Below are 21,067 nucleotides of genomic sequence, written 5' to 3' on the forward strand. Positions count from 1 at the left end.
GACAGGGTGCGGGTGGTCATCGCCGAGGACTCGGTGCTGCTCAGGGAGGGCCTGACCCGGTTGCTGACCGACCGCGGGCACGACGTGGTGGCCGGTGTCGGCGACGCGGACGCGCTGATCAAGACCGTCACCGCGCTGCACGAGGAGGGCGCGCTGCCGGACGTCGTCGTGGCGGACGTGCGGATGCCGCCGACGCACACCGACGAGGGGGTGCGGGCCGCGGTGCGGCTGCGGAAGACGCACCCGGATCTGGGCGTGCTCGTGCTGTCTCAGTACGTGGAGGAGCGGTACGCCACCGAACTGCTGGCCGGTTCCAGTCGCGGGGTCGGCTATCTGCTCAAGGACCGCGTGGCCGAGGTGAGGGAGTTCGTGGACGCGGTGGTCCGGGTGGCCCAGGGGGGTACGGCGCTCGACCCCGAGGTGGTCGCGCAGCTGCTCGGGCGCAGCCGCAAGCAGGACGTCCTCGCGGGGCTGACCCCGCGGGAGCGCGAGGTGCTGGGGCTGATGGCCGAGGGGCGGACGAACTCGGCGGTCGCCCGGCAGCTGGTGGTGAGCGACGGCGCGGTCGAGAAGCACGTCAGCAACATCTTCATGAAGCTCGGTCTGTCTCCGAGCGACGGGGACCACCGGCGTGTTCTGGCCGTGCTCACCTATCTGAACTCGTGAGGGGCCGACACTGGTCGGACACCGGGATCGAGCGAGATACGAACGCGGCGAGAGGCGGAGGGACGAGCCTAGAACCGTACAGCCGAGGGAGGGCGTCTCCCTACGTGCGCAGAGGGGCACGGAAGATGGACACATCAGGGCATCGGGGCGTCTCATGAGTGCGTCCACGATGCGAACGGCACAAGGAAGGCGACCCTCACGGTCGTAGGGTTGATTTTGGGAAGGTCTTCGGGAAGGCCGCTCCCGCACAGCCGCCTCGAAGGAGGTCCAGTTCAGTGACCAGCCAGGTCAGCAGTCCAGCGGAGCAGGCCGACGGAGCCGTCGTGGGAGAGCAGCGCGGGGCGGCCGGGACGAAGGACGTCCGGCGTCTGGACCGGGTGATCATCCGGTTCGCGGGCGACTCGGGCGACGGTATGCAGCTCACGGGTGACCGTTTCACCTCCGAGACCGCGTCCTTCGGGAACGACCTGTCGACGCTGCCGAACTTCCCGGCCGAGATCCGGGCGCCCGCCGGCACCCTGCCGGGCGTGTCGTCCTTCCAGCTGCACTTCGCCGACCACGACATCCTCACCCCGGGCGACGCGCCGAACGTGCTGGTCGCGATGAACCCGGCCGCCCTGAAGGCCAACATCGGCGACCTGCCGCGCGGCGCGGAGATCATCGTCAACACCGACGAGTTCACCAAGCGCGCGATGCAGAAGGTCGGCTACGCCGCCTCCCCTCTGGAGGACGGCTCGCTCGACGGCTACCACCTCCATCCGGTGCCGCTGACCACGCTGACGGTCGAGGCGCTGAAGGAGTTCGAGCTCAGCCGCAAGGAGGCCGAGCGCAGCAAGAACATGTTCGCGCTGGGCCTGCTGAGCTGGATGTACCACCGGCCAACCGAGGGCACCGAGAAGTTCCTGAAGTCGAAGTTCGCCAAGAAGCCGGACATCGCGGCCGCCAACATCGCCGCCTTCCGCGCGGGCTGGAACTTCGGCGAGACGACGGAGGACTTCGCGGTCTCCTACGAGGTCGCCCCAGCCGCCCAGGCCTTCCCGGTCGGCACCTACCGCAACATCTCCGGCAACCTGGCCCTGGCCTACGGTCTGGTCGCCGCCTCCCGCCAGGCGGACCTGCCGCTGTTCCTGGGCTCGTACCCGATCACCCCGGCCTCGGACATCCTGCACGAGCTGTCCAAGCACAAGAACTTCGGTGTGCGGACCTTCCAGGCCGAGGACGAGATCGCCGGCATCGGCGCGGCGCTGGGCGCGGCCTTCGGCGGTTCGCTGGCGGTGACGACCACGTCCGGGCCGGGTGTCGCGCTGAAGAGCGAGACGATCGGCCTCGCGGTGTCGCTGGAGCTGCCGCTGCTGGTGATCGACATCCAGCGCGGCGGGCCGTCGACGGGCCTGCCCACCAAGACCGAGCAGGCGGACCTGCTGCAGGCGATGTACGGCCGCAACGGCGAGGCCCCGGTCCCGGTGGTCGCCCCGCGCACCCCGGCCGACTGCTTCGACGCGGCGCTGGAGGCGGCCCGGATCGCGCTGACCTACCGCACCCCGGTCATGCTGCTGTCCGACGGCTACCTGGCCAACGGCTCCGAGCCGTGGCGCATCCCCGAGCTGGACGAGCTGCCCGACCTGCGGGTGCAGTTCGCGCAGGGCCCGAACCACACGCTCGCCGACGGCACCGAGGTGTTCTGGCCGTACAAGCGGGACGCCAGGACGCTGGCCCGCCCGTGGGCGATCCCGGGCACCCCGGGCCTGGAGCACCGCATCGGCGGCATCGAGAAGCAGGACGGCACGGGCAACATCTCCTACGACCCGGCCAACCACGACTTCATGGTGCGCACCCGTCAGGCCAAGGTCGACGGCATCGAGGTGCCCGACGTGGAGGTCGACGACCCGCACGAGGCACGCACCCTGGTGCTGGGCTGGGGCTCGACGTACGGCCCGATCACCGCCGCCGTCCGCCGGCTGCGGGCGGCCGGGGAATCCGCCGCCCAGGCGCACCTGCGCCACCTCAACCCCTTCCCGAAGAACCTCGGCGCGGTCCTGAAGCGCTACGAGAAGGTGGTGATCCCCGAGATGAACCTCGGGCAGCTCGCCACGCTCGTGCGAGCGAAGTACCTGGTGGACGCGCACTCGTACAACCAGGTGAACGGCATGCCGTTCAAGGCGGAGCAGCTCGCCAAGGCTCTCAAGGAGGCCATCGATGGCTGAGACGTCCATGGAAGGCACGGGCACGGTCGAGGCGCTCACTCTGGTGCCCAAGGCCGAGGCCAGGCAGTCCATGAAGGACTTCAAGTCCGACCAGGAAGTGCGCTGGTGCCCGGGCTGCGGCGACTACGCGATCCTGGCGGCGGTCCAGGGCTTCATGCCGGAGCTGGGCCTGGCCAGGGAGAACGTCGTCTTCGTCTCGGGCATCGGCTGCTCCTCCCGCTTCCCGTACTACATGAACACCTACGGGATGCACTCCATCCACGGCCGCGCGCCCGCCATCGCCACGGGCCTCGCGACCTCGCGGCGCGACCTGAGCGTCTGGGTGGTCACCGGCGACGGCGACGCGCTGTCCATCGGCGGCAACCACCTCATCCACGCTCTGCGCCGTAACGTCAACCTCAAGATCCTGCTGTTCAACAACCGGATCTACGGCCTGACCAAGGGCCAGTACTCCCCGACCTCCGAGGTCGGCAAGATCACCAAGTCGACGCCGATGGGCTCGCTGGACGCGCCCTTCAACCCGGTCTCGCTGGCGATCGGCGCGGAGGCCTCCTTCGTGGCCCGCACCATCGACTCCGACCGCAAGCACCTGACCGAGGTGCTGCGCGCCGCGGCCGCGCATCCGGGCACCGCGCTGATCGAGATCTACCAGAACTGCAACATCTTCAACGACGGCGCCTTCGACGCCCTGAAGGACCGGCAGCGGGCCGAGGAGGCCCTGATCCGGCTGGAGCACGGGCAGCGGATCCGCTTCGGCGCGGACGGCGCGCGCGGTGTCGTACGGGACCGGCAGACCGGCGACCTCAAGGTCGTCACCGTCACCGCGGACAACGAGGCCGACGTCCTGGTCCACGACGCCCACGCGGACTCGCCGACCACGGCGTTCGCGCTGTCGCGGCTCGCCGACCCGGACACGCTGCACCACACCCCGATCGGCGTCTTCCGGTCCGTCGACCGGCCGGTCTACGACACGGCGATGGCCGACCAGCTGGACACGGCGGTCGAACAGCGTGGCAAGGGCGACCTGGCCGCGCTGCTGGCCGGCGGCGACACCTGGACGGTCGTCGGCTGAGCGCGTCGGCTCTCCGTCACGAGGCCCGGGCCCGAGGCGCCCGGGCCTCGTCGTATGCCCGGCGGGCCTGCTCCACGTCCGTCAGACGGTCCTCGGTCCAGCGCGCCAGCGCCCGCACGTGCTCGGCCGCCTCGCGGCCGAGATCGGTGAGGGAGTAGTCGACGCGGGGCGGGATGACGGGCTTGGCGTCCCGGTGGACCAGGCCGTCGCGCTCCAGGGTCTGAAGCGTCTGGGTCAGCATCTTCTCGCTGACGGTCCGCCCGCGTCCCCGGCCGACGGCCCGGCGCAGCTCACCGAAGCGGCGGGGGCTCTCCAGCAGCTCGATCAGGACGAGCACGCCCCAGCGGCTGGTGACGTGGTCCAGGACCAGGCGGTGGGGGCACATCGCCGCGTCGCCGTCGCGCCCGGCGCTCCTCGTCGAAGCACTTACTGTCATGCCAGTACCTTACTTCAAAGTGGGTACTTTCCAAGAGTTAGCGCCCCTTCTAGGGTGAGTGTCAGACACCCCCTTCAAGGAGATTCGTCATGAGCATCGTCGTCACCGGAGCCACCGGACACCTCGGCCGCCTCGTCGTGGAGCAGTTGCTGGAGAAGGTTCCGGCCGGACACGTCACCGCGGTCGTGCGCACCCCCGAGAAGGCCGCCGACCTCGCGGAGCGGGGCGTGCGGATCGCGGTCGCCGACTACAACGCGCCGGAGACCTTCGACGGCCTGTTCGCGGCCGGCGACAAGGTCCTGCTCGTCTCCGGCAACGAGATCACCGACGACCGGGTCCGGCAGCACCGTGTCGTCATCGACGCCGCCGAGGCGGCCGGCGTGGCGCTGCTCGCGTACACCAGCGCCCCCGGCACCCTGCGGGCCGCCCTCGCCGACGACCACCGCGGCACCGAGCAGGCGCTGAAGGCCTCGGGCCTGCCGTACTCGCTGCTGCGCAACGGCTGGTACCACGAGAACTACACCGAGCAGCTCGCCCCGGCGCTCGCGCACGGCGTCCTCGTGCACGCCGCCGGAGAGGGCCGGGTCTCCTCCGCCGCCCGCGCCGACTACGCGGCCGCCGCGGTGGCGGTGCTGACCGGCGACGGCCACGAGAACACGACGTACGAGCTGGGCGGGGACGAGGCGTGGAGCTTCGCCGAGTTCGCCGCCGAGCTGAGCCGGCAGGCCGGCCGGGAGATCGCGTACACCCCGGTCTCCGTCGCGGAGTACGAGGCCGTCCTGACCGGCGCCGGGCTGCCCGCGCCGCTCGCTGCGATCCTGGCGGGCGTGGACGCCCACATCGAGAAGGGCGAGCTGGTCGTCGGCTCCGGGGACCTGTCCCGCCTGATCGGCCGGCCGGCCACCCCGGTCGCCGAGGCGATCACCGCCGCGCTCAAGGGCTGACTCCCCGGCGGGACTCTCCGGCTCCCCTCCTCCGCCTGTCATGACCGTATGGCGATACGGGCATGACAGGCGGGGGTGTTCGGCGTTACCTTCGTCCTTGCTGCACGGGACGCAGTCACGCACGAAGGAGGGGCCCGTGTCCGAGAGGTCGAGCGGGGAGCGGCGCACAGGACTGCTGAACGGCTTCGCGGCCTACGGGATGTGGGGGCTCGTCCCCCTGTTCTGGCCCCTGCTGAAGCCGGCCGGGGCGGCGGAGATCCTCGCCCACCGGATGGTGTGGTCCCTCGCCTTCGTCGCCGTCGCGCTGCTGGCCGTACGGCGCTGGGCCTGGGCCGGCGAGCTGCTGCGGCAGCCACGCCGGCTGGCACTCGTCGTCCTGGCGGCCGGGGTGATCACCGTCAACTGGGGCGTCTACATCTGGGCCGTCAACAGCGGCCATGTCGTCGAGGCCTCCCTCGGCTACTTCATCAACCCCCTGGTCACCATCGCCATGGGCGTCCTGATCCTCAAGGAGCGGCTGCGGCCCGTGCAGTGGGCCGCGGTCGGCGTCGGCCTCGCGGCCGTGCTCACGCTCACCGTCGGGTACGGCCGTCCGCCGTGGATCTCCCTGTGCCTCGCCTTCTCCTTCGCCACCTACGGCCTGGTGAAGAAGAAGGTCGGCCTCGGCGGCGTCGAGTCGCTGGCCGCGGAGACCGCGATCCAGTTCCTGCCCGCGCTCGGCTATCTGCTGTGGCTGAGCGCCCAGGGCCACTCGACCTTCGCCGCTGAGGGCGCCGGGCACGCCGCCCTGCTCGCCTCGACCGGCTTCGTCACCGCGCTGCCGCTGGTCCTCTTCGGCGCCGCCGCGATCCGCGTGCCGCTGTCGACGCTGGGGCTGCTCCAGTACCTCGCGCCGGTCTTCCAGTTCCTGCTGGGCATCCTCTACTTCCACGAGTCCATGCCCGTCGAGCGCTGGGCCGGGTTCGCCCTGGTGTGGCTGGCGCTGTCCCTGCTGACCTTGGACGGGCTGCGCGCCGCGCGCCGGGCGGCCCGGTTCCGGGCGACGCTCGGCATCCCGCCGCGGACGGTGGCGGGCTCCGGGGCGGCCGGGTCCGGAGTGGCCTCCGGGGCGGCGGACACCCTGCCGGCTTCCGCTGTGGTGGCCGCGCAGGTCGTCCCGGGAGCGGTGGCCCCTGAGCCGGGCCTGGGAGCGGTCCCAGCCCAGGCGGGCTCGGGGGCGGTTGCCGGTGAGCCGGGTACGGGGCCGGTGGCCGGCTCGGCAGAAGCCTAGGGAGCATCTGCCCGGGCGTGCCGCTCGGCAGGAGCTGCCGTCGCAGGAGTGCGGTGTCAGGCCGGGTGGGGATTCCGGCGTTTCCCTGGTCCGCGGCTCACGCAGCCCATATGACTGGTGACATGACTCAGACGCCCGCGGCGACCCCGCTGCACTGGAAGCTCGTCATCGACGCCGCCGACCCGCACGCGCAGGCCGACTTCTGGGCCGGCGCGCTGCACTACGAGGTCGAGGACAACAGCGCGCTCGTCGAACGGCTGCTTGAACTCGGCGCGCTGCCGGGCGCGGCCACCGTGGAATTCCACGGTCGCGCCGCCTTCAGGGACCTGGTCGGCGTACGCCACCCCGACGACCCCTACGACCAGGAGCGCGGCACCGGACTGGGGCGGCGGCTGCTCTTCCAGCGCGTGCCGGAGCCCAAGAGCGGCAAGAACCGGCTCCACCTCGACCTGCACCCCGGCGAGGACCGGCGCGCGGAGGAGGTGGAGCGGCTGGAGAAGCTCGGGGCGAGCGTGCTGCGGCACGTGCGGGAGCCCGCCGGGGAGTGGGTGGTGATGGCTGATCCGGAGGGCAACGAGTTCTGCGTGTGCTGACGAATTCCGCGTGAGCCGACGAATTCCGCGTGAGCTGACGAGTCCCGTCCCCGTGAAGGGAGCCGCGGGGGCGGGGCCGGGTCAGCGCGCCGGGGGTTCCGCCCTGCCGGCCCGCTCGGCGAGACGGCCCATCCGGGCGCGGGCCGACTCCAGTTGCTCGATGTCGTCGGCGGCCGGACCGTCCTCGACGGTGAGTTCGGTCCACAGCCCGATCAGATCGCGGCCGAGCCGCAGGCCCTGCTCGGGGTCACGAACCGCGCGCCAGGCGGCGGCCGCGCTCTGCACGTTGCCGTAGGCCGCCTCCGCGTCGCCGGCGCGGCGCCGGATGCGGGCCAGGTCGAGGGACAGGCCGAACGAGCGGACCGGGTCGGTCGCCAGATAGGCGATGTACGCGGTGAGCTCGCGCAGGCGCAGCACCTCGGCGTGCTCCGGGCCGAGCGTGGCCGACGCCTCCGTGACGGTGCGCTCGGCCAGCGTCGCCGCCTCTTCGATCCGGCCCGACTTCACGGCCCCGTTGATCCGCGCCATGGGCTCGGCGAGCAGGACGGTACCGCCCTCGCCGGCCGCGGTCCTGGGATCGTCCCCGAGCACCGCTTCGGCCACGGCGTCGAAACCGCGGGCGGGAGTGGGCTTGGGATCGGGGTCGGGCTCGGAGGCGGCTGCGGGCTCGGGCTTGGAGGCGATTTCGGGCTTGGAGGCGGCTTGCGGCGCGGATGCGAGTTCGGGTGCGGGTACGCGCTCGGGCCGAGCGACGGGGGCGGGCGCCGGTTCCTGGTCGGACGGCTCGGCGGGGGGCGCGGGGGCGGCCGCGGACGTCGGTGCGGCCGCGGGGCCGGGTGCGGCGGTGGGCCGCGCGTCCATCACCGGGGGCGGCCCGAACTGCCCGGTCGGGGCGCTCACGGTGCCGGGGGTCACGGTGCCGGAGTCCGGCCGGTCGGCCGGCGTGGCGGCCGTGCCGGAGTCCGGCCGGTCGGTCGGCTCCGGTATGGCCCGCAGCGGGAAGGTCGGCGCGGGTTCGGCGGACGGCTGCGGCTCGGGCACCGCGCGCAGCGGGAAGGTCGGGGGCGTCTCGCCCCGCGGTTCCGGCACCGCCCGCAACGGGAACGTGGGGGCGGACTCCCGCACCGGCTCCGGCGCCTTCCGCAAGAGGTGCGTGCGCCGATCGGTCGACGACCGTGGCGCGTCCGTGCCGGGCTCGGACTCGGGCTCCTCGGGCGCGGGGCCGGGAGCACCGGAGGGCGCGGCGGAACCGGACGACGGCGCGGGCGGCGGGGCCCCCTCGTTCGGCGCGGCGGGTTCCGCCGAGGCTGTCGCGGAGACCGGCCTCGGCGGACGCGGGGGCTGGGGCGGGGTCGTGCGCAGTGGCTCGGCGGTGAAGTCGCTGGACCCGTCGCTCTGGACGCGCAGGGGGACGACGTAGCCGATGCGTTCGTCGGTGACCGTGGCGAGGACGGGGTGGCCGGTGGCGAGGGCGAGGCGGTGCAGGTGGTTCAGGACGGCGTGCTGGATCTCCTCGCCGGCGGCGGTACGGACCGGTACGCCTCCGACCGAGGCTCCCGCGCCGTCCGCGGGCACGTGCACGGAGATCGGTGTGGCCGCGGGTGCCGCCGCACGAGCGGCACGCTTCAGTTCCCGCTTCTTCTCGCGGCTCAGTCGAGACATCGGCTCCCTCACTCGGATGCGCGCGATCCGGTCGTACGCGTACTGTCGAGTCTCTCCGCTCGCCTGCGGTTCTCACGTCACCACGACGTCACAGACTCGCACCAGGAACTCCGCCGCCGTGTCGTCGGTAACGCGCCGAGCGTGAAGATCGTCGGGATGACGGAGGAGGGGAACGGGCATGGGGACAGTTGTGCGGCAGGGACCGGAGATCTGGATTCGCGGGCCGGTGGCCGAAGCCGACGCTCGGGAGGGTACGCCCGAACGGCCTGTCGGCGGGCCGGTCACGCCCCGGCGCTTCTCGTGGGTGGCCACCCACGGCGGCGCGGGCACGACGACGCTGGCGGCGGTGTACGGCGGTCACGACTGCGGCCGCGGCTGGCCCGGTCCCGACGCCGCCCGCTCGGTCCTGCTCGTCGCCCGGACGCACGCGGCCGGGCTGGACGCCGTGATCCGGACCCTGGAGGTGTTCCGCCGGGGCGAGGCACCGGCCGGGCTGGATCTGGACGCCGTCGTCCTGGTCGCGGACGCGCCGGGGCGGCTGCCGCGGCAGCTCGCGCAGCGTGTGAAGCCGATCGAGGCCGTCATCGACGTGTACCGCGTCCCGTGGGTACCGGCCTGGCGCGTGGGCGAGCTCGGCGGGCGGCCCCCGCGCGAGACGGAGGCGCTCACCCGCCTCACGGGAACGGTGACGCGGTGACGCGGTGACGCGATGACGCGATGACGCCCTCCGCGACGACGCCCGACGCTGTGGTGCCTAGGCGGTTATGTCCTTCGCCGTGAAGCGCGCCCAGGCCGCCGAGCCGAACACGGCCGCGTACACGGCCTGCAACTGAAGGTTCTTCACCAGGTCGTCCCAGTAGACCGGATCGCGCATCAGGTCGGCGAAGGACAGCCAGTAGTGCGGGAAGAGGTACGGCTGGATCGCGTGGAGCTGCGGGATCTGGTCGAGGATCTGCACGGTGATCAGCAGGCCCACGGTCGTCGCCATCGCCGCGATGCCGCTGTCGGTCAGTGCCGAGACGAACAGTCCGAGGGCCGCGAGGCCGGTCAGGGAGGCCGCGACGAGCAGGGCGATCAGCAGGGCACGGCCCAGTCCCTCGGCGAAGTCGATCTGGGTGCCCGAGATGGTGGTGAGGTCCCCGAGCGGGAAGAGCAGCGCACCGACGGTGAGCGCCGAGACGGCGACGACGAGCGTGGCGACCAGGCAGAAGGCCATCGTCGTGGCGTACTTGGTGAGCAGCAGGCGGGTGCGGCCGGCCGGGGCGACCAGGAGGTAGCGCAGCGTCCCCGCGTTCGCCTCGCCGGCGATCGCGTCGCCCGCGACCACGCCGACGGCCATCGGCAGGAAGAACGGCAGGGTCGCCGCCAGCGCGGTGAAGACCAGGAACAGGCCGTTGTTGGTGACCTGCGCGATGAACGCCGGGCCCTGACCGCCCCCGCGCCCGGCCGGGGCACCGTCCCTCGTCTCGATCCGGACGGCGATCCCGACCAGGACCGGTACGGCCGCCAGCACGCCCAGCAGGGCGAGGGTGCGCCAGCGACGGAAGGTGGTCACCAGCTCGCTGCGCAGCAGCCCGAGCGTCCACAGCGGGTGCGGGGCGCGGTCCCCTGCCCCGGCCGGCCCTACGGGGGTCTCAGCCGGTCCTCCGGGTTTTTCGGCCGTCTCCGGCGGTGTGTCAGCCCGCGACATCGAACCCCTCCCCCGTGAGGGCCACGAACGCGTCCTCCAGGGAGGCGCGTTCGAGGCCGAAGCCGCGGACGCGCACGCCCGCCGCGACCAGCGCCGCGTTCAGCTCGGCGAGGTCGCGGTCCGGCGGTTCACCGGTGACCCGGTCGCCGTCGACGACCACGTCGCCGACCCCCTGCTCCTTCAGCACCCGGGTCGCGTCCCCGGTGTCGGGCGTGGTCACCACGAGCCGGCCCCGCATCCCGGCGGCCAGCTCGGCCACCCGGCCCTGGGTCACCAGTCTGCCCCGGGCCATGACGGCCGCATGGGTGCACACCTGCTCGATCTCGTCCAGCAGGTGGGAGGAGAGGAAGACGGTCGTGCCGTCGCAGGCCAGTTCCCGGACCAGGGAGCGGATCTCGCGCATCCCCTGCGGGTCCAGGCCGTTGGTCGGCTCGTCCAGGACGAGCAGCTTCCGGGGCCGGAGCAGCGCGGCCGCCAGCCCGAGGCGCTGCTTCATGCCGAGGGAGTACGCCCTGGCCTTCCTGCCGGCCGGCGCCGTCAGCCCCACCCGGTCCAGGGCGGCGGCGACCCGCGCACGCCGGGTGCGCGGGTCGGCGGACGGGTCGGCGGCGTCGTAGCGCAGCAGGTTGTCCCGGCCGGAGAGGAAGCCGTACAGCGCGGGCCCCTCGATCAGGGCTCCGACGTGCGGCAGCACGGCCCGCGTCGACCGGGGCATCGGGCGGCCCAGGACGCGTGCGGTGCCGGAGGTGGGCTCGATCAGCCCCATCAGCATGCGGATGGTGGTGGTCTTGCCCGAGCCGTTCGGGCCGAGGAAGCCGAAGACGCTGCCCGCCGGGACGGTCAGGTCGAGACCGTCGACGGCGAGCTGTCCGCCGCGGTAGCGCTTGGTGAGGCCGCGGGTGTGGATGACGCTCGGCCCCGCGGCCCCCTCCTCCGCCTCCGGACCCGCGCCCGCCTCCGGCCCCACGGCCCCCGGCTCCGCGTCCGGGCCCGGGGCGGGCGGACGGGCGGCGGGGCCGGCCGGCGGGCCGGCGAGCGGCTTGGCGGACGCCTCGTCCATCGGCTCCCTCGATTCGTCGTGCCCGCGTTCCGGACGGTTACTACCCGGCGTCCGCCGCCTTCACCAGTGCGCCCTTGGTGACGGCACCGACGTAGACCTTGCCGTCGTCCGTGATCAGCGCGTTGATCAGGCGCGTGGAGAAGACCGTGCCCTTGCCGAACTTGCCGGTCACCTGGTCGCCCAGCGAGCCGAGCATGCCGCCGAGGTCTCCGCTGCCGGAGTCCGACGGGGCGCCACCCCTGCCGCCGGTGTCGAAGGTGGCGATGGAGTTCCAGCCCTTGCCGAGCACCTTCGGGCCCTCCTTGGCGAAGTCCTCCCGGCCGCCCTTGGCGAGGTCCTTCCGCGAGGGCATTCCGGGCAGGAGGCCGTGCTCGGGCGCCTTGGCGCCGTCGTGTGCAGCGTCCTTCTCGTCGGTGACCTTCGCGCCCTTGGGCGGGGTGAAGGCGAAGGTCGAGGCGGCCGGCCTGGCGAAGCTCACCTGGGTGAAGCCCGCGTCCACGACGGCGGCCCCGCCGCTCGCCGGCGTCAGCGTGAACTTCAGCGGCAGCCCGGTCTTCGCGTCCACCGCGATGCTGATCGCACCGACCGTGGTCCCGGACTGCTTCGGCTTCACGACCAGCTTGTAGGCGTCCCGGCCGGCCACCCGCGCGGTGCCGTCGACCGTCACCGACGTGGTGTCGTCGACCGACTTCAGGGCCTGGTCGGCGAAGTCCTTCGGCGTGGCGGGGACCTGGTCGTGCCGCTTGCCGCCGTCCTGGGAGGCGGTGCCGTGGTAGACCTCGTTCGACTTGCTGTCGTAGCCCCAGACGTCCTTGCCGTTGTGGATGAGGCTGTACTCGGCGGCGCGCTCGATCAGCGACACCTTCTGCCGGTCCTCGCCGTCGGACGCGACGCGCAGGGTGTGCGTGCCGGAGGCCAGCTCGGTCAGCCTGGACGTCGGATCGGCCGACGAACCGTCACCGCCCCCGGCCGCACGGGAGGCGAGGCCGCTCTCCAGGCCGCCCAGGTCCGGCAGACCGAGGTCCGTGCTGACCTTCACCGTCCCGGAGAGCTGCTGGACGTCCGACTTGGCGATTTTCTCGATGAGTTGCTGCGCGGTGATCTTCGGCAGGTCGGGGTCGCCGGAGTCCGCGAGCGCCGGGACCAGCCCGATGGTCGCCGCCGCGACCCCAACCACCGCGGCCGGTACGACGTAGCGCGCGGCCCTGCGCCGTCCCGAGCGCAGTTCGTCGGCGTCCTCGACGCCGGTGCTCTCGTCGGATTCGTACGGTGCCATCTGTGCCTTACCTCCGTCGTCGGCGGCGGCTGCTCGTCCGCGCTCTCCCCGGTGCTCCCGGCATTGCGCGAGTGGGGCGGTGCACCCACCACCCCGAGCCGCCATTCTCACCCGAATCGGTGAGGAGTGGTGTTGTCCGTGTGTTCCATCTGACCAAATCGGCCGTGAGGATGCGTCAGACCGCGGACTCAACTCCGCCTACGACTGGGGTATGACGCCGGAGGGCTGCGTCTCCCCCGCCCCGTAGGGGGTGGTACGGAGCGGCGGGGCGGGGGTCGAGGCGCCCACGGGACGGCAGGGAGCGCCGACCTGCCGGCGCTGCCTGCACCGGCCTCCCGGGACTCGTTGGACAGAGATCCCACCCGTCACTCAGGGTGAACATCGTGAACAACGCCGTACTGCGGGGACCTGCTGAGGCCACAGAGTCGCGGGGCGCGGAGCTTTGAGGTCGCGGAGCTTTGAGGTCGCGGGGTCGTGAGGTCGCGGGCCCGGCTCCGTGCGGGGGCCGTCGCTAGCCGGCCCGGTGCACCACCGCGTCGCACAGCTCCATCAGCGCCGCCTTGGCGTCGCACTCCCGCAGCGGGGCCAGCGCGGCCCGCGCGTCCTCCGCATACCGCACGGTGTCCTTGCGGGCCTGCTCCAGCGCCGGGTGGGCGCGCAGCGCCGTCAGCGCCTCCGCGAGCCGGTCGTCGTCGGTCAGGTCGGAGTCCAGCAGCTCGCACAGCGCGACGTCCTCCGCCAGACCGAGCCGCGCCGCCCGCTCCCGCAGCCGCAGCACCGGAAGCGTCGCGACCCCCTCCCGGAGGTCCGTCCCCGGCGTCTTGCCCGACTCGTGCGAGTCCGAGGCGATGTCCAGCACGTCGTCCGCCAGCTGGAAGGCGACGCCGAGCCGCTCCCCGTACTGGGTCAGCACGTCCACGACGTTCTCGTCGGCACCGGACATCATCGCCCCGAACCGGCAGGACACCGCGACCAGCGATCCGGTCTTGCCGCTCAGCACGTCCAGGTAGTGATCGACCGGGTCGCGGCCGTCCTGCGGCCCCGCCGTCTCCAGGATCTGCCCGGTGACCAGCCGCTCGAACGCCACGGCCTGCACGCGCACCGCCTCGGGACCGAGATCGGCGAGGATCTGCGAGGCCCGGGCGAACAGGAAGTCGCCGGTCAGGACGGCGACCGAGTTCCCCCAGCGGGTGTTCGCGCTGGCCACTCCACGGCGCACCGCGGCCTCGTCCATCACGTCGTCGTGGTACAGCGTCGCCAGGTGGGTGAGCTCCACGACCACGGCCGAGGGCACGATCCCCGGCGCCTCCGGGTCACCGAACTGCGCCGCGAGCATCACGAGCAGCGGCCGGAACCGCTTCCCGCCCGCCCGTACGAGGTGCTGGGCGGCCTCCGTGATGAAGGGGACCTCGCTCTTGGTGGCCTCGAGCAGCCCTTCCTCGACAGCCGCCAATCCGGCCTGGACATCGGCTTCCAGAGCCTGGTCCCGCACGCTCAGCCCGAACGGCCCGACGACGGTCACGAGGGGTCTCCTGTCTGCTGGTGTCTGCTGGCGATTACACGGTTTGTCGATAGGTCGCTGCCCTCACTCAAGTCAGCGTATCCGGTCACGTTTCGATCACCGCTAGCGCCCACCTATACAGGCCAGGCGGTATCGGATCACGCCCGGTATGCAAGTGATCCATACATATGAGCGCATAAATATTGACTCGCCCCTTCTGATCCCCACACGCCACGTTCATACACACTCGTACGTCACCCTCCCGCCGAACGACTCACAGCGCGGCACGCTCGTGGCACCCGGGTGACACGCGAGCCACCCGCCGACGGCGTCCGACAGCACCCGGGTGGACGCGTGCGGAAGGAGTCCGATTAGTCCATCTTGGGACCTCAAGTCCCCTTGGTCGCGATTGCTCTTCGCTCACTTAAACCGTGAGTTGGGTCACACCCCTTCCTCGCTCTCACTCTGGCCGCATACCCGCGCTTCCCCTTTCCTCACGGGCGAGTTGACCCTGTGCGGACGCAAAGGATCAAGCACCCTATTAGCCGCACATCAAGGTCAATAGGGACGAGCTGTGAATCGCCTACTTGTTCAGGACATGTGCTCTCGCATACGTTCCCGGCCACCGGGCGGACGCCGAATCCTGCCGCCGCCCGCGAACCCATCGAACGAACCACGCATGGCAGGAGCGGGGGACCCAGGTAAGTCGCCGGACCGGACGCCGTACGTCGCACACCGCATGTCGTACGCCGCGCCGGAACGGCTCGGGGTGAAGCCGTGCCCTCAGGGGGCACGGCCGGGCGCCTCCCCGCCCGAATCCGACAGCTCACCTCGCAGGCGACGGAGAGGAATTCACCATGCCTGCCCAGGGTCTGCTCCGCCGTCCCCGCGCCACCCGCCTCGCCCGCGCCCTCGCCGCCGTCGGCACCGGTGCCGCCGTGCTCGCCCTCCCGCTCATCGGCGCGACCAACGCGTCCGCGGCCACCGCATCCGCCCCCGCCACCGCGAGCACGCTCGGGTACCCGAACAACCTCGACGGCTGGATCCGCGCGTCGCTCGGAATCATGACCAAGAAGGGCATCCCGGGCACGTACAACGGCATCTACCGCAACGTCATGCGCGAGTCCTCCGGCAACCCGCTGGCCATCAACCTCTGGGACTCCAACGCACTCGCGGGCATCCCGTCCAAGGGCCTGCTCCAGGTCATCGACCCGACGTTCACCGCCTACCACGTGCCGGGCACGGCGTGGAACATCTACGACCCGGTCGCCAACATCACGGCGGCCTGCAAGTACGCGGCCACCCGCTACGGCTCCATCGACAACGTCTTCGGCGCCTACTGACGGACGACGGCGGGTGCTCCGACGACGGTGGGCGCCCCGGCGGCGCCCACCGGCCGACGGGGCGGCCGCCCAGCGGCACCCGAGGTGCCAATGGGTGGGCGGGCCTCCGGGAGCGCCTACCGCTCCGGGAACAACCGGTCGAGGACGACGGCGATGCCGTCGTCCTCGTTCGACAAGGTGACCTCGTCGGCGACCGCCTTGAGTTCGGGGTGGGCGTTGGCCATGGCGACACCGTGGGCGGCCCACTGGAACATGGGGATGTCGTTCGGCATGTCGCCGAAGGCGAGGGCGTGTTCGCGGCTCAGCCCCAGGTGTTCGGCGGCCATGGCCAGCCCGGTCGCCTTGGTGATGCCGCAGGGCTGGAGCTCGACGGTTCCCGGGCCCGACATGGTGACCGTCGCCAAGGAGCCGACCACCCCGCGCGCGGTGGCCGCCAACTCGTCGTCGGACAGCACGGGATGGCGCAGCAGCACCTTGCTGATGGGCGCGCTCCACAGGTCGTCGCGCCGGTCGACCCGCACCGCGGGCAGCGTCGGGTGCGGCATGAGATACCCGGGCTCGATCAGAGTCAGCCCGTCCACCCCGTCCTGGTCGACCGCCGCGTACACCTGCCCCACCTCGGCCTCGATCTTGCCGAGCGCGGTCTCGGCCGGCTCCCGGTCCAGGGTGACCGACCACAGCAGGCGGTCCGCCCCGGCGTCGTAGAGCTGCGCGCCCTGGCCGCACACCGCGAGGCCCGTGGTGCCCAGGGCGTCGAGCAGCGGCCGCACCCTCGGCGCCGGCCTCCCGGTCACCACGAGGTGCCGGGCACCGGCGGCCGCCACCCGCGCGAGCGCGGCGAGGGACCGCTCGGACGGGGTGTCGTCGCCGCGCAGCAGCGTTCCGTCCAGGTCAGTGGCGATGAGGGCATATGCGAGGGAGGCGGCCATGATCAGAGAATACGGATCCGCCGCGCCGCCGACTCGACGGGAACCGGACGACGACGGCGGCCGCCTCATTCCCGCCCGCCCCTCCTGAACTCCTTTGTACGCGGCGGTTCTTCCTCCCGTGCCGGTCGGCGCGACCGTGCGGGCGTGAGGGGGGCGCGGCAGCGGCCTGGGGCTCAGGGTGAGCGAGATCACGGCACCACTCCCCGCCCCCGCACCGCTTCCCCCGCACCGCTCACGCCCCGTGCGCTCAGCTCCGCACTCCCGCGGCGTGTGCTCAGCCGTGTGCTCCCGCCAGGTGGGCGGCCAGCCTCGGGGAGGCGAACTCCGTCCCGCACACGAAGCGCATCACCGGCCCGTAGGAGGCGGCCGCGGGCAGACCCGTGAAGCAGAGACCGGGAACCGAGGAGACGTACCCGGCGCCCAGCTTCGGGGTGCCGCGGCTCAGCGCCAGTCCGGTGCGCAGCTCGTGGCCGAGGAAGTCCATGGCGGCGATGTCGACGCGGTAGCCGGTCGCGGCTATGACGTGGTCCGCGGTGAGGTCCCGCGTACCGCCGCCGAGGGTGCGCACGGTCAGCGCCGGGCGGCCGTCCCCGGCCTCTGCGCGGACGACGGCGGCGACCTCCTGGACCGGCACCTCGCCCTCGAAGCGGTCGCGCAGCCACCACGCGCCGAGCGGCCCGAGGACGCGGCGGACCAGGTAATGGCGGGTTCGGGCCGGGAGGTGGCGGTAGGGGTGCGGGTAGTGGCTGAGGGCCCACAGGGACCAGGCGCGGCCGAAGGGCGACTCGGGGCGCAGTCGCGACTGCCGCCACGGGGGCGCGCCGAAGGCGACCTTGCCGCGGCCCCGGGACACCAGCCGCACCCGCGCGCCGGCCTCCGCCGCCAGCACCGCCGTCTCCAGCGCGGACTGGCCCGCGCCGACGACGACGAGTTCCCGGCCGGCGAACCGGGACAGGTCGTGGTGCTGGGAGCTGTGGGAGAGCGGGCCGGTCGGGGTGGGACCGTCGGGCGCCGCCCCGGCCAGCTCCGGCGGCAGGTGGGCCAGGCCCGACAGGCCGGTCGCCACCACGACCGCGCGGGCGGCGAACTGCTCCCCCGAGTCCAGCTTCAGCTCGAATCCGCCAACCGGCCGCCGGTCGGCCGAGACCACCCGCACCCGCTCCAGGTCGGGCACCAGTCGCTGCTGGAACCACTCGCCGTAGGCGATGAAGGTCTCGACCGGGATGATGTCCTCGTCCGTCACCAGCCGTCGTGTGCCGGCCGCGTCGCAGTAGTCGGCGAGGGTGTGGCCGCGCTGCGGGGCGTCGATGTTCGAGGCGGCCGGGGTCGACTTCAGCAGCATCCCGGCGGGCATGTGGTCGCGCCAGCTCACCATGGGTTCGCCGAAGACGCGGACCGGGATGCCGCGCCCCCGCAGATGCGCGGCGGTGGACAGGCCGTACGGCCCGGCACCGATGACTGCTACCGGTTGGTTCACGAAGTCCCTCCCCAGGACGGACTGTTCGTCACTTCGTGGGCCGGCCCGGGCCGCGAGCAGCGGGCAGATGGGTGAACGAGCAGGTCAGCCGCCCGAACCGGTGGTACTGCCGCGGCGGTTGGTCCGCCACAGCTGATAGAGGTGCTTCGCGCCCGGCCGCACGAAGCGCGCGAGCATCGTGAGGAACGGCAGCGGGTCGTCACCCGCGAACCAGGCCAGCTCCGTCCCGCTCGGCCGGGCCGGCGCGTGCGGCGTCGTGTAGCCACTGCGGCGGTAGGCGAGCAGGGCGGGCAGGTCGATGTTCTCCACGACGTACCGGTGGCCGGCCCGCTGTTCCCCCTCCGGAACGGCGCGCCCGGTCAGATCGAGGTGCATGGCCCGGACGACGTCCACCCCCGACTCGTTCTCGAAGAGCCGGAACTGGGCGCCCATGCGCGGGTTGAAGTCGAGGAGCTTGTACTGTCCGTCGCGCCGGTCGAAGCGCAGGTCGAGGTCGATGATGCCGCTGAAGCCGATCTGTTTGATGAAACGTGCGGCGAGGTCCGCGAGTTCCGGGTTGTCGACGACGTAGGCATTGGCGGTCATGCCCGCGTGCGGCGGCCAGGAGCGGACCTTCACGCCGGTGAACATCGCCAGCGGGGTCGAGTCCGCGCCGAAGTAGGCGTGCACGATCCAGTCCTCGGCCTCCTCCCGCGGCAGGTACTCCTGGAGGATCACCCCCGGCTCCTCGCCCCAGTCACGGGCGAGCCTCAGCAGGCCCTCGCGGGTGGTGATCCGCGTGGTGCCGCTCACGGCGGGGCGGCTGCGCCGTACGAACGCCTCACGGTTCTTGGCCACCACCGGGAAGCGGGCCTTCTCGGCGAACGCGGCGATGTCGTCGTACGACCCCGGGAAGGCGGCCGCGGGGCTCGGGATGCCGTGTTCCCCGCACAGTTCGTGCAGCCCCTGCTTGCTGGCCAGGCGGCGCGGGAGGCCGGGGGCGACGGGCGGGAAGAGGAAGTGTCCCTCGAGCTCCTCCTGGTGCTCTGCGATCAGGACGGCGGCCTCCTCGTCGGTCGGTACGAGGACGGTGGGCCGGCCGATGCGGCGGCCGATCCGCAGCAGGCCCTCGACCAGACGGTCCGGCTCCTCCGTGCCCCTGGTCGGCCAGACGAACGCGCGGGTGAGGTAGCGGGAGGAGGCGGCGGGCGTGCAGCGGTCCTCCGTGATCGCGTACATGGGGATGCCCAGGCGGCCCAGGCTGCGGATCGCTCCGACGCCTCCGTGGTGCAGCGGGTAGTCGCCGAACTTCACGATCAGGCCCGGCACATCACGGTCCGCCTCGAAAGGCACACCGGCGGCATTCCTGGCCACGGGTCCCCCCACGTGTCCCCCCTACGGAGCGGACCCACCCCGCCCGCGTCCCCCAAAGGACGCTAAGCCGGAATTGACTGCTCCGACAACCCCAAACCGGACATTGCAAACTCTTTAGGCACTGCCCAAGACGGCCGACTCGGCCGTAACGTGTGGCGCGACCACATGGAAGACGTCCCGTGCCCTGCGCGCACGAGAGAGCACGAGAGGAAGGCAAGCACTCCATGCCCCCCTTCGAGGTCCCCGAGGGCGACCCCTTCGGTCCGCACAACCTCCCCTACGGCGTCTTCTCCCGCGCCGGGTCGCAGAGTTCGCAGAACCCGCACGGTTCGCAGGCTCCGCAGAGTCCGCAGGGCTCGCGGGGCTCGCAGGAGAGGACCGTCGGCGTCCGGCTCGGCGACCACGTCCTCGACGCGGGCGCGGCGGCGCGGGCGCTCGGCTCGCCGTACGCCTCCCTGCTCGCCCAGCCCACGCTCGGCCCGCTGCTGGCGGCGGGCCGCACCGCGTGGTCGGACGTCCGGCGGGCGCTGACGGCGTGGGTGACGGTGCCGTCCCACCAGGAGGCCGTCGCGCCGTTCCTGTACCCGCTGGACTCGGTGACCCTGCACCTCCCCTTCGACGTCGCGGACTACGTCGACTTCTACGCCTCCGAGAACCACGCCCGGAACGTCGGCCAGATCTTCCGCCCCGACGCCGAGGACTCCCTCACGCCCAACTGGAAGCACCTGCCGATCGGTTACCACGGCCGCTCGGGCACGGTGGTGGTGTCGGGCACCGACGTCGTACGGCCGTCGGGCCAGCGCAAGGCCCCGTCCGACCCCGCGCCGGTCTTCGGTCCGTCCGTCCGGCTGGACATCGAGGCGGAGGTCGGTTTCGTGGTGGGCGTGCCCTCGCGGCTCGGCACGCCGGTGCCGCTCGGCGACTTCCGCGAGCACGTCTTCGGGCTGTGCCTGCTGAACGACTGGTCCGCGCGTGACGTCCAGGCCTGGGAGTACGTCCCCCTCGGCCCGTTCCTCGGCAAGTCCTTCGCCACCTCGGTGTCGGCGTGGATCACCCCGCTCGACGCGCTGGAGGACGCCCGGGTCGCACCGCCTCGGCGCACCCATCCGCTCCTGCCGTACCTCGACGACGCCGACGAGGAGCCCGGCGGCTACGACCTGCGGATCTCCGTCGCGATCAACGGGCACGTGGTGTCCGAGCCTCCCTTCTCCACCATGTACTGGACGGCGGCGCAGCAACTCGCGCACATGACGGTCAACGGCGCCTCGCTGCGCACCGGCGACCTGTACGGCTCCGGCACCGTCAGCGGCCCCGAGCCCGCCCAGCGCGGCTCCCTGCTGGAGCTGACCTGGAACGGCCGCGACCCCCTCGAACTGCCCGACGGCAAGCGCACGTTCCTGGAGGACGGCGACGTCGTGACCCTGACGGCCTGGGCACCGGGGCCGGACGGCGTCCGGGTGGGCCTGGGGGAGGTGACCGGGCGCATCGTGGCCGGATGAGCGGTCCGAACCCCCGCGCGGAGGACGGACTCGTACGCGAGGCCGGGATGTACGCGAAGCAGAGGCGCACGCGAGGTACGCAAGGCCGGGAC

Annotated in this window: 18 protein-coding genes and 1 riboswitch; of the genes, 9 read left to right on the forward strand and 9 right to left on the reverse strand. The window is 72.4% G+C overall.

All coding sequences use genetic code 11. From position 1 onward, the window contains the following. The first annotated feature begins 6 nt into the window (after positions 1–6). The 3 genes from ACIQ9G_RS13915 (at position 7) to ACIQ9G_RS13925 (ending at position 3,942) form a co-directional block, all read left to right on the forward strand. On the forward strand, positions 7–666 hold the full coding sequence (locus ACIQ9G_RS13915) for a LuxR C-terminal-related transcriptional regulator (RefSeq protein WP_403608833.1): 660 nt from the start codon (positions 7–9) through the stop codon (positions 664–666). Between the two features lie 275 nt (positions 667–941). Beyond that, a complete protein-coding gene (locus ACIQ9G_RS13920; RefSeq protein ID WP_403608659.1) occupies positions 942–2,870 on the forward strand; it encodes a 2-oxoacid:acceptor oxidoreductase subunit alpha in 1,929 nt (642 codons plus the stop codon). Beyond that, complete coding sequence (locus tag ACIQ9G_RS13925) at positions 2,863–3,942, forward strand: 2-oxoacid:ferredoxin oxidoreductase subunit beta (protein ID WP_403608660.1); 1,080 nt, start codon at positions 2,863–2,865, stop codon at positions 3,940–3,942. The genes ACIQ9G_RS13920 and ACIQ9G_RS13925 overlap by 8 nt, the downstream gene beginning before the upstream one ends. A 16-nt stretch (positions 3,943–3,958) precedes the next feature. Here the strand turns inward: ACIQ9G_RS13925 and ACIQ9G_RS13930 are convergent, their stop codons facing one another. Beyond that, positions 3,959–4,378 carry a winged helix-turn-helix transcriptional regulator gene (locus ACIQ9G_RS13930; RefSeq protein ID WP_403608661.1) on the reverse strand — a complete coding sequence of 140 codons (420 nt, stop codon included), beginning with the start codon at positions 4,376–4,378 and terminating at the stop codon, positions 3,959–3,961. Between the two features lie 89 nt (positions 4,379–4,467). Between ACIQ9G_RS13930 and ACIQ9G_RS13935 the strand changes: the two genes are divergently transcribed. From ACIQ9G_RS13935 to ACIQ9G_RS13945, 3 genes are all read left to right on the forward strand, one after another. Beyond that, positions 4,468–5,322 (forward strand): SDR family oxidoreductase, encoded by an 855-nt coding sequence (locus ACIQ9G_RS13935; RefSeq protein ID WP_403608662.1) that lies wholly within the window; start codon positions 4,468–4,470, stop codon positions 5,320–5,322. A gap of 199 nt (positions 5,323–5,521) precedes the next feature. Next, positions 5,522–6,592: an EamA family transporter RarD gene (gene rarD / locus ACIQ9G_RS13940; protein ID WP_403608834.1), complete on the forward strand. Its 1,071-nt coding sequence runs from the start codon at positions 5,522–5,524 to the stop codon at positions 6,590–6,592. A 122-nt stretch (positions 6,593–6,714) separates the two neighbouring features. Further along, the gene (locus ACIQ9G_RS13945) at positions 6,715–7,185 is read left to right on the forward strand and encodes a VOC family protein (protein WP_403608663.1); all 471 of its coding nucleotides are present in this window, start codon (positions 6,715–6,717) and stop codon (positions 7,183–7,185) included. Positions 7,186–7,266: 81 nt separating this feature from the next. Here ACIQ9G_RS13945 and ACIQ9G_RS13950 read toward each other — a convergent pair whose 3' ends face one another. Continuing rightward, the gene (locus ACIQ9G_RS13950) at positions 7,267–8,847 is read right to left on the reverse strand and encodes a tetratricopeptide repeat protein (RefSeq protein WP_403608664.1); all 1,581 of its coding nucleotides are present in this window, start codon (positions 8,845–8,847) and stop codon (positions 7,267–7,269) included. Between the two features lie 178 nt (positions 8,848–9,025). Here ACIQ9G_RS13950 and ACIQ9G_RS13955 point away from each other — a divergent pair, with 178 nt between their 5' ends. Continuing rightward, positions 9,026–9,544, forward strand: a complete 519-nt coding sequence (locus tag ACIQ9G_RS13955) for a DUF6668 family protein (RefSeq protein WP_403608665.1) — start codon at positions 9,026–9,028, stop codon at positions 9,542–9,544. 57 nt (positions 9,545–9,601) lie between these two features. Here the strand turns inward: ACIQ9G_RS13955 and ACIQ9G_RS13960 are convergent, their stop codons facing one another. From ACIQ9G_RS13960 to ACIQ9G_RS13975, 4 genes are all read right to left on the reverse strand, one after another. Further along, positions 9,602–10,537: an ABC transporter permease gene (locus ACIQ9G_RS13960; protein WP_403608666.1), complete on the reverse strand. Its 936-nt coding sequence runs from the start codon at positions 10,535–10,537 to the stop codon at positions 9,602–9,604. Further along, complete coding sequence (locus ACIQ9G_RS13965) at positions 10,524–11,597, reverse strand: ABC transporter ATP-binding protein (RefSeq protein WP_403608667.1); 1,074 nt, start codon at positions 11,595–11,597, stop codon at positions 10,524–10,526. The genes ACIQ9G_RS13960 and ACIQ9G_RS13965 overlap by 14 nt, the downstream gene beginning before the upstream one ends. Positions 11,598–11,637: 40 nt before the next feature. Continuing rightward, positions 11,638–12,873, reverse strand: a complete 1,236-nt coding sequence (locus ACIQ9G_RS13970; RefSeq protein ID WP_403608668.1) for an outer membrane lipoprotein carrier protein LolA — start codon at positions 12,871–12,873, stop codon at positions 11,638–11,640. Between the two features lie 511 nt (positions 12,874–13,384). Beyond that, entirely contained in the window at positions 13,385–14,395 is a 1,011-nt protein-coding gene (locus tag ACIQ9G_RS13975; RefSeq protein WP_403608669.1) for a polyprenyl synthetase family protein, read from the reverse strand. Between the two features lie 702 nt (positions 14,396–15,097). Beyond that, a riboswitch (cyclic di-AMP (ydaO/yuaA leader) is annotated at positions 15,098–15,227 on the forward strand. A 4-nt stretch (positions 15,228–15,231) separates the two neighbouring features. Between ACIQ9G_RS13975 and ACIQ9G_RS13980 the strand changes: the two genes are divergently transcribed. Continuing rightward, a complete protein-coding gene (locus ACIQ9G_RS13980; RefSeq protein ID WP_403608670.1) occupies positions 15,232–15,717 on the forward strand; it encodes a transglycosylase SLT domain-containing protein in 486 nt (161 codons plus the stop codon). 116 nt (positions 15,718–15,833) lie between these two features. Here the strand turns inward: ACIQ9G_RS13980 and ACIQ9G_RS13985 are convergent, their stop codons facing one another. The 3 genes from ACIQ9G_RS13985 to ACIQ9G_RS13995 all read right to left on the reverse strand — a co-directional run bounded on the left by ACIQ9G_RS13985 (position 15,834) and on the right by ACIQ9G_RS13995 (position 19,455). Next, the gene (locus tag ACIQ9G_RS13985; protein ID WP_403608671.1) at positions 15,834–16,646 is read right to left on the reverse strand and encodes an HAD family hydrolase; all 813 of its coding nucleotides are present in this window, start codon (positions 16,644–16,646) and stop codon (positions 15,834–15,836) included. 274 nt (positions 16,647–16,920) lie between these two features. Continuing rightward, positions 16,921–18,123 (reverse strand): FAD-dependent oxidoreductase, encoded by a 1,203-nt coding sequence (locus tag ACIQ9G_RS13990; RefSeq protein ID WP_403608672.1) that lies wholly within the window; start codon positions 18,121–18,123, stop codon positions 16,921–16,923. An 84-nt stretch (positions 18,124–18,207) separates the two neighbouring features. After that, positions 18,208–19,455, reverse strand: coding sequence for an ATP-grasp domain-containing protein (locus ACIQ9G_RS13995; RefSeq protein WP_403608673.1), 1,248 nt, complete (start codon positions 19,453–19,455; stop codon positions 18,208–18,210). A gap of 245 nt (positions 19,456–19,700) precedes the next feature. On the opposite strand from ACIQ9G_RS13995, the gene fahA reads away from it, so the two are divergent. Then, the gene (fahA, locus tag ACIQ9G_RS14000; RefSeq protein WP_403608674.1) at positions 19,701–20,975 is read left to right on the forward strand and encodes a fumarylacetoacetase; all 1,275 of its coding nucleotides are present in this window, start codon (positions 19,701–19,703) and stop codon (positions 20,973–20,975) included. The last annotated feature ends 92 nt before the right edge of the window (positions 20,976–21,067 follow it).

The organism is Streptomyces sp. NPDC096152 (genome assembly GCF_044763235.1).
GTDB lineage: Bacteria > Actinomycetota > Actinomycetes > Streptomycetales > Streptomycetaceae > Streptomyces.

Excerpts from the sequence above, each read along its gene's own strand:
- ACIQ9G_RS13925 (WP_403608660.1), top strand. The coding sequence starts at position 2,863 with ATGGCTGAGACGTCCATGGAAGGCACGGGCACGGTCGAGGCGCTCACT.
- ACIQ9G_RS13930 (WP_403608661.1), bottom strand. The coding sequence starts at position 4,378 with ATGACAGTAAGTGCTTCGACGAGGAGCGCCGGGCGCGACGGCGACGCG.
- ACIQ9G_RS13935 (WP_403608662.1), top strand. The coding sequence starts at position 4,468 with ATGAGCATCGTCGTCACCGGAGCCACCGGACACCTCGGCCGCCTCGTC.
- rarD (WP_403608834.1), top strand. The coding sequence starts at position 5,522 with ATGTGGGGGCTCGTCCCCCTGTTCTGGCCCCTGCTGAAGCCGGCCGGG.
- ACIQ9G_RS13945 (WP_403608663.1), top strand. The coding sequence starts at position 6,715 with ATGACTCAGACGCCCGCGGCGACCCCGCTGCACTGGAAGCTCGTCATC.
- ACIQ9G_RS13950 (WP_403608664.1), bottom strand. The coding sequence starts at position 8,847 with ATGTCTCGACTGAGCCGCGAGAAGAAGCGGGAACTGAAGCGTGCCGCT.
- ACIQ9G_RS13955 (WP_403608665.1), top strand. The coding sequence starts at position 9,026 with ATGGGGACAGTTGTGCGGCAGGGACCGGAGATCTGGATTCGCGGGCCG.
- ACIQ9G_RS13960 (WP_403608666.1), bottom strand. The coding sequence starts at position 10,537 with ATGTCGCGGGCTGACACACCGCCGGAGACGGCCGAAAAACCCGGAGGA.
- ACIQ9G_RS13965 (WP_403608667.1), bottom strand. The coding sequence starts at position 11,597 with ATGGACGAGGCGTCCGCCAAGCCGCTCGCCGGCCCGCCGGCCGGCCCC.
- ACIQ9G_RS13970 (WP_403608668.1), bottom strand. The coding sequence starts at position 12,873 with ATGGCACCGTACGAATCCGACGAGAGCACCGGCGTCGAGGACGCCGAC.
- ACIQ9G_RS13980 (WP_403608670.1), top strand. The coding sequence starts at position 15,232 with ATGCCTGCCCAGGGTCTGCTCCGCCGTCCCCGCGCCACCCGCCTCGCC.
- ACIQ9G_RS13985 (WP_403608671.1), bottom strand. The coding sequence starts at position 16,646 with ATGGCCGCCTCCCTCGCATATGCCCTCATCGCCACTGACCTGGACGGA.
- fahA (WP_403608674.1), top strand. The coding sequence starts at position 19,701 with ATGCCCCCCTTCGAGGTCCCCGAGGGCGACCCCTTCGGTCCGCACAAC.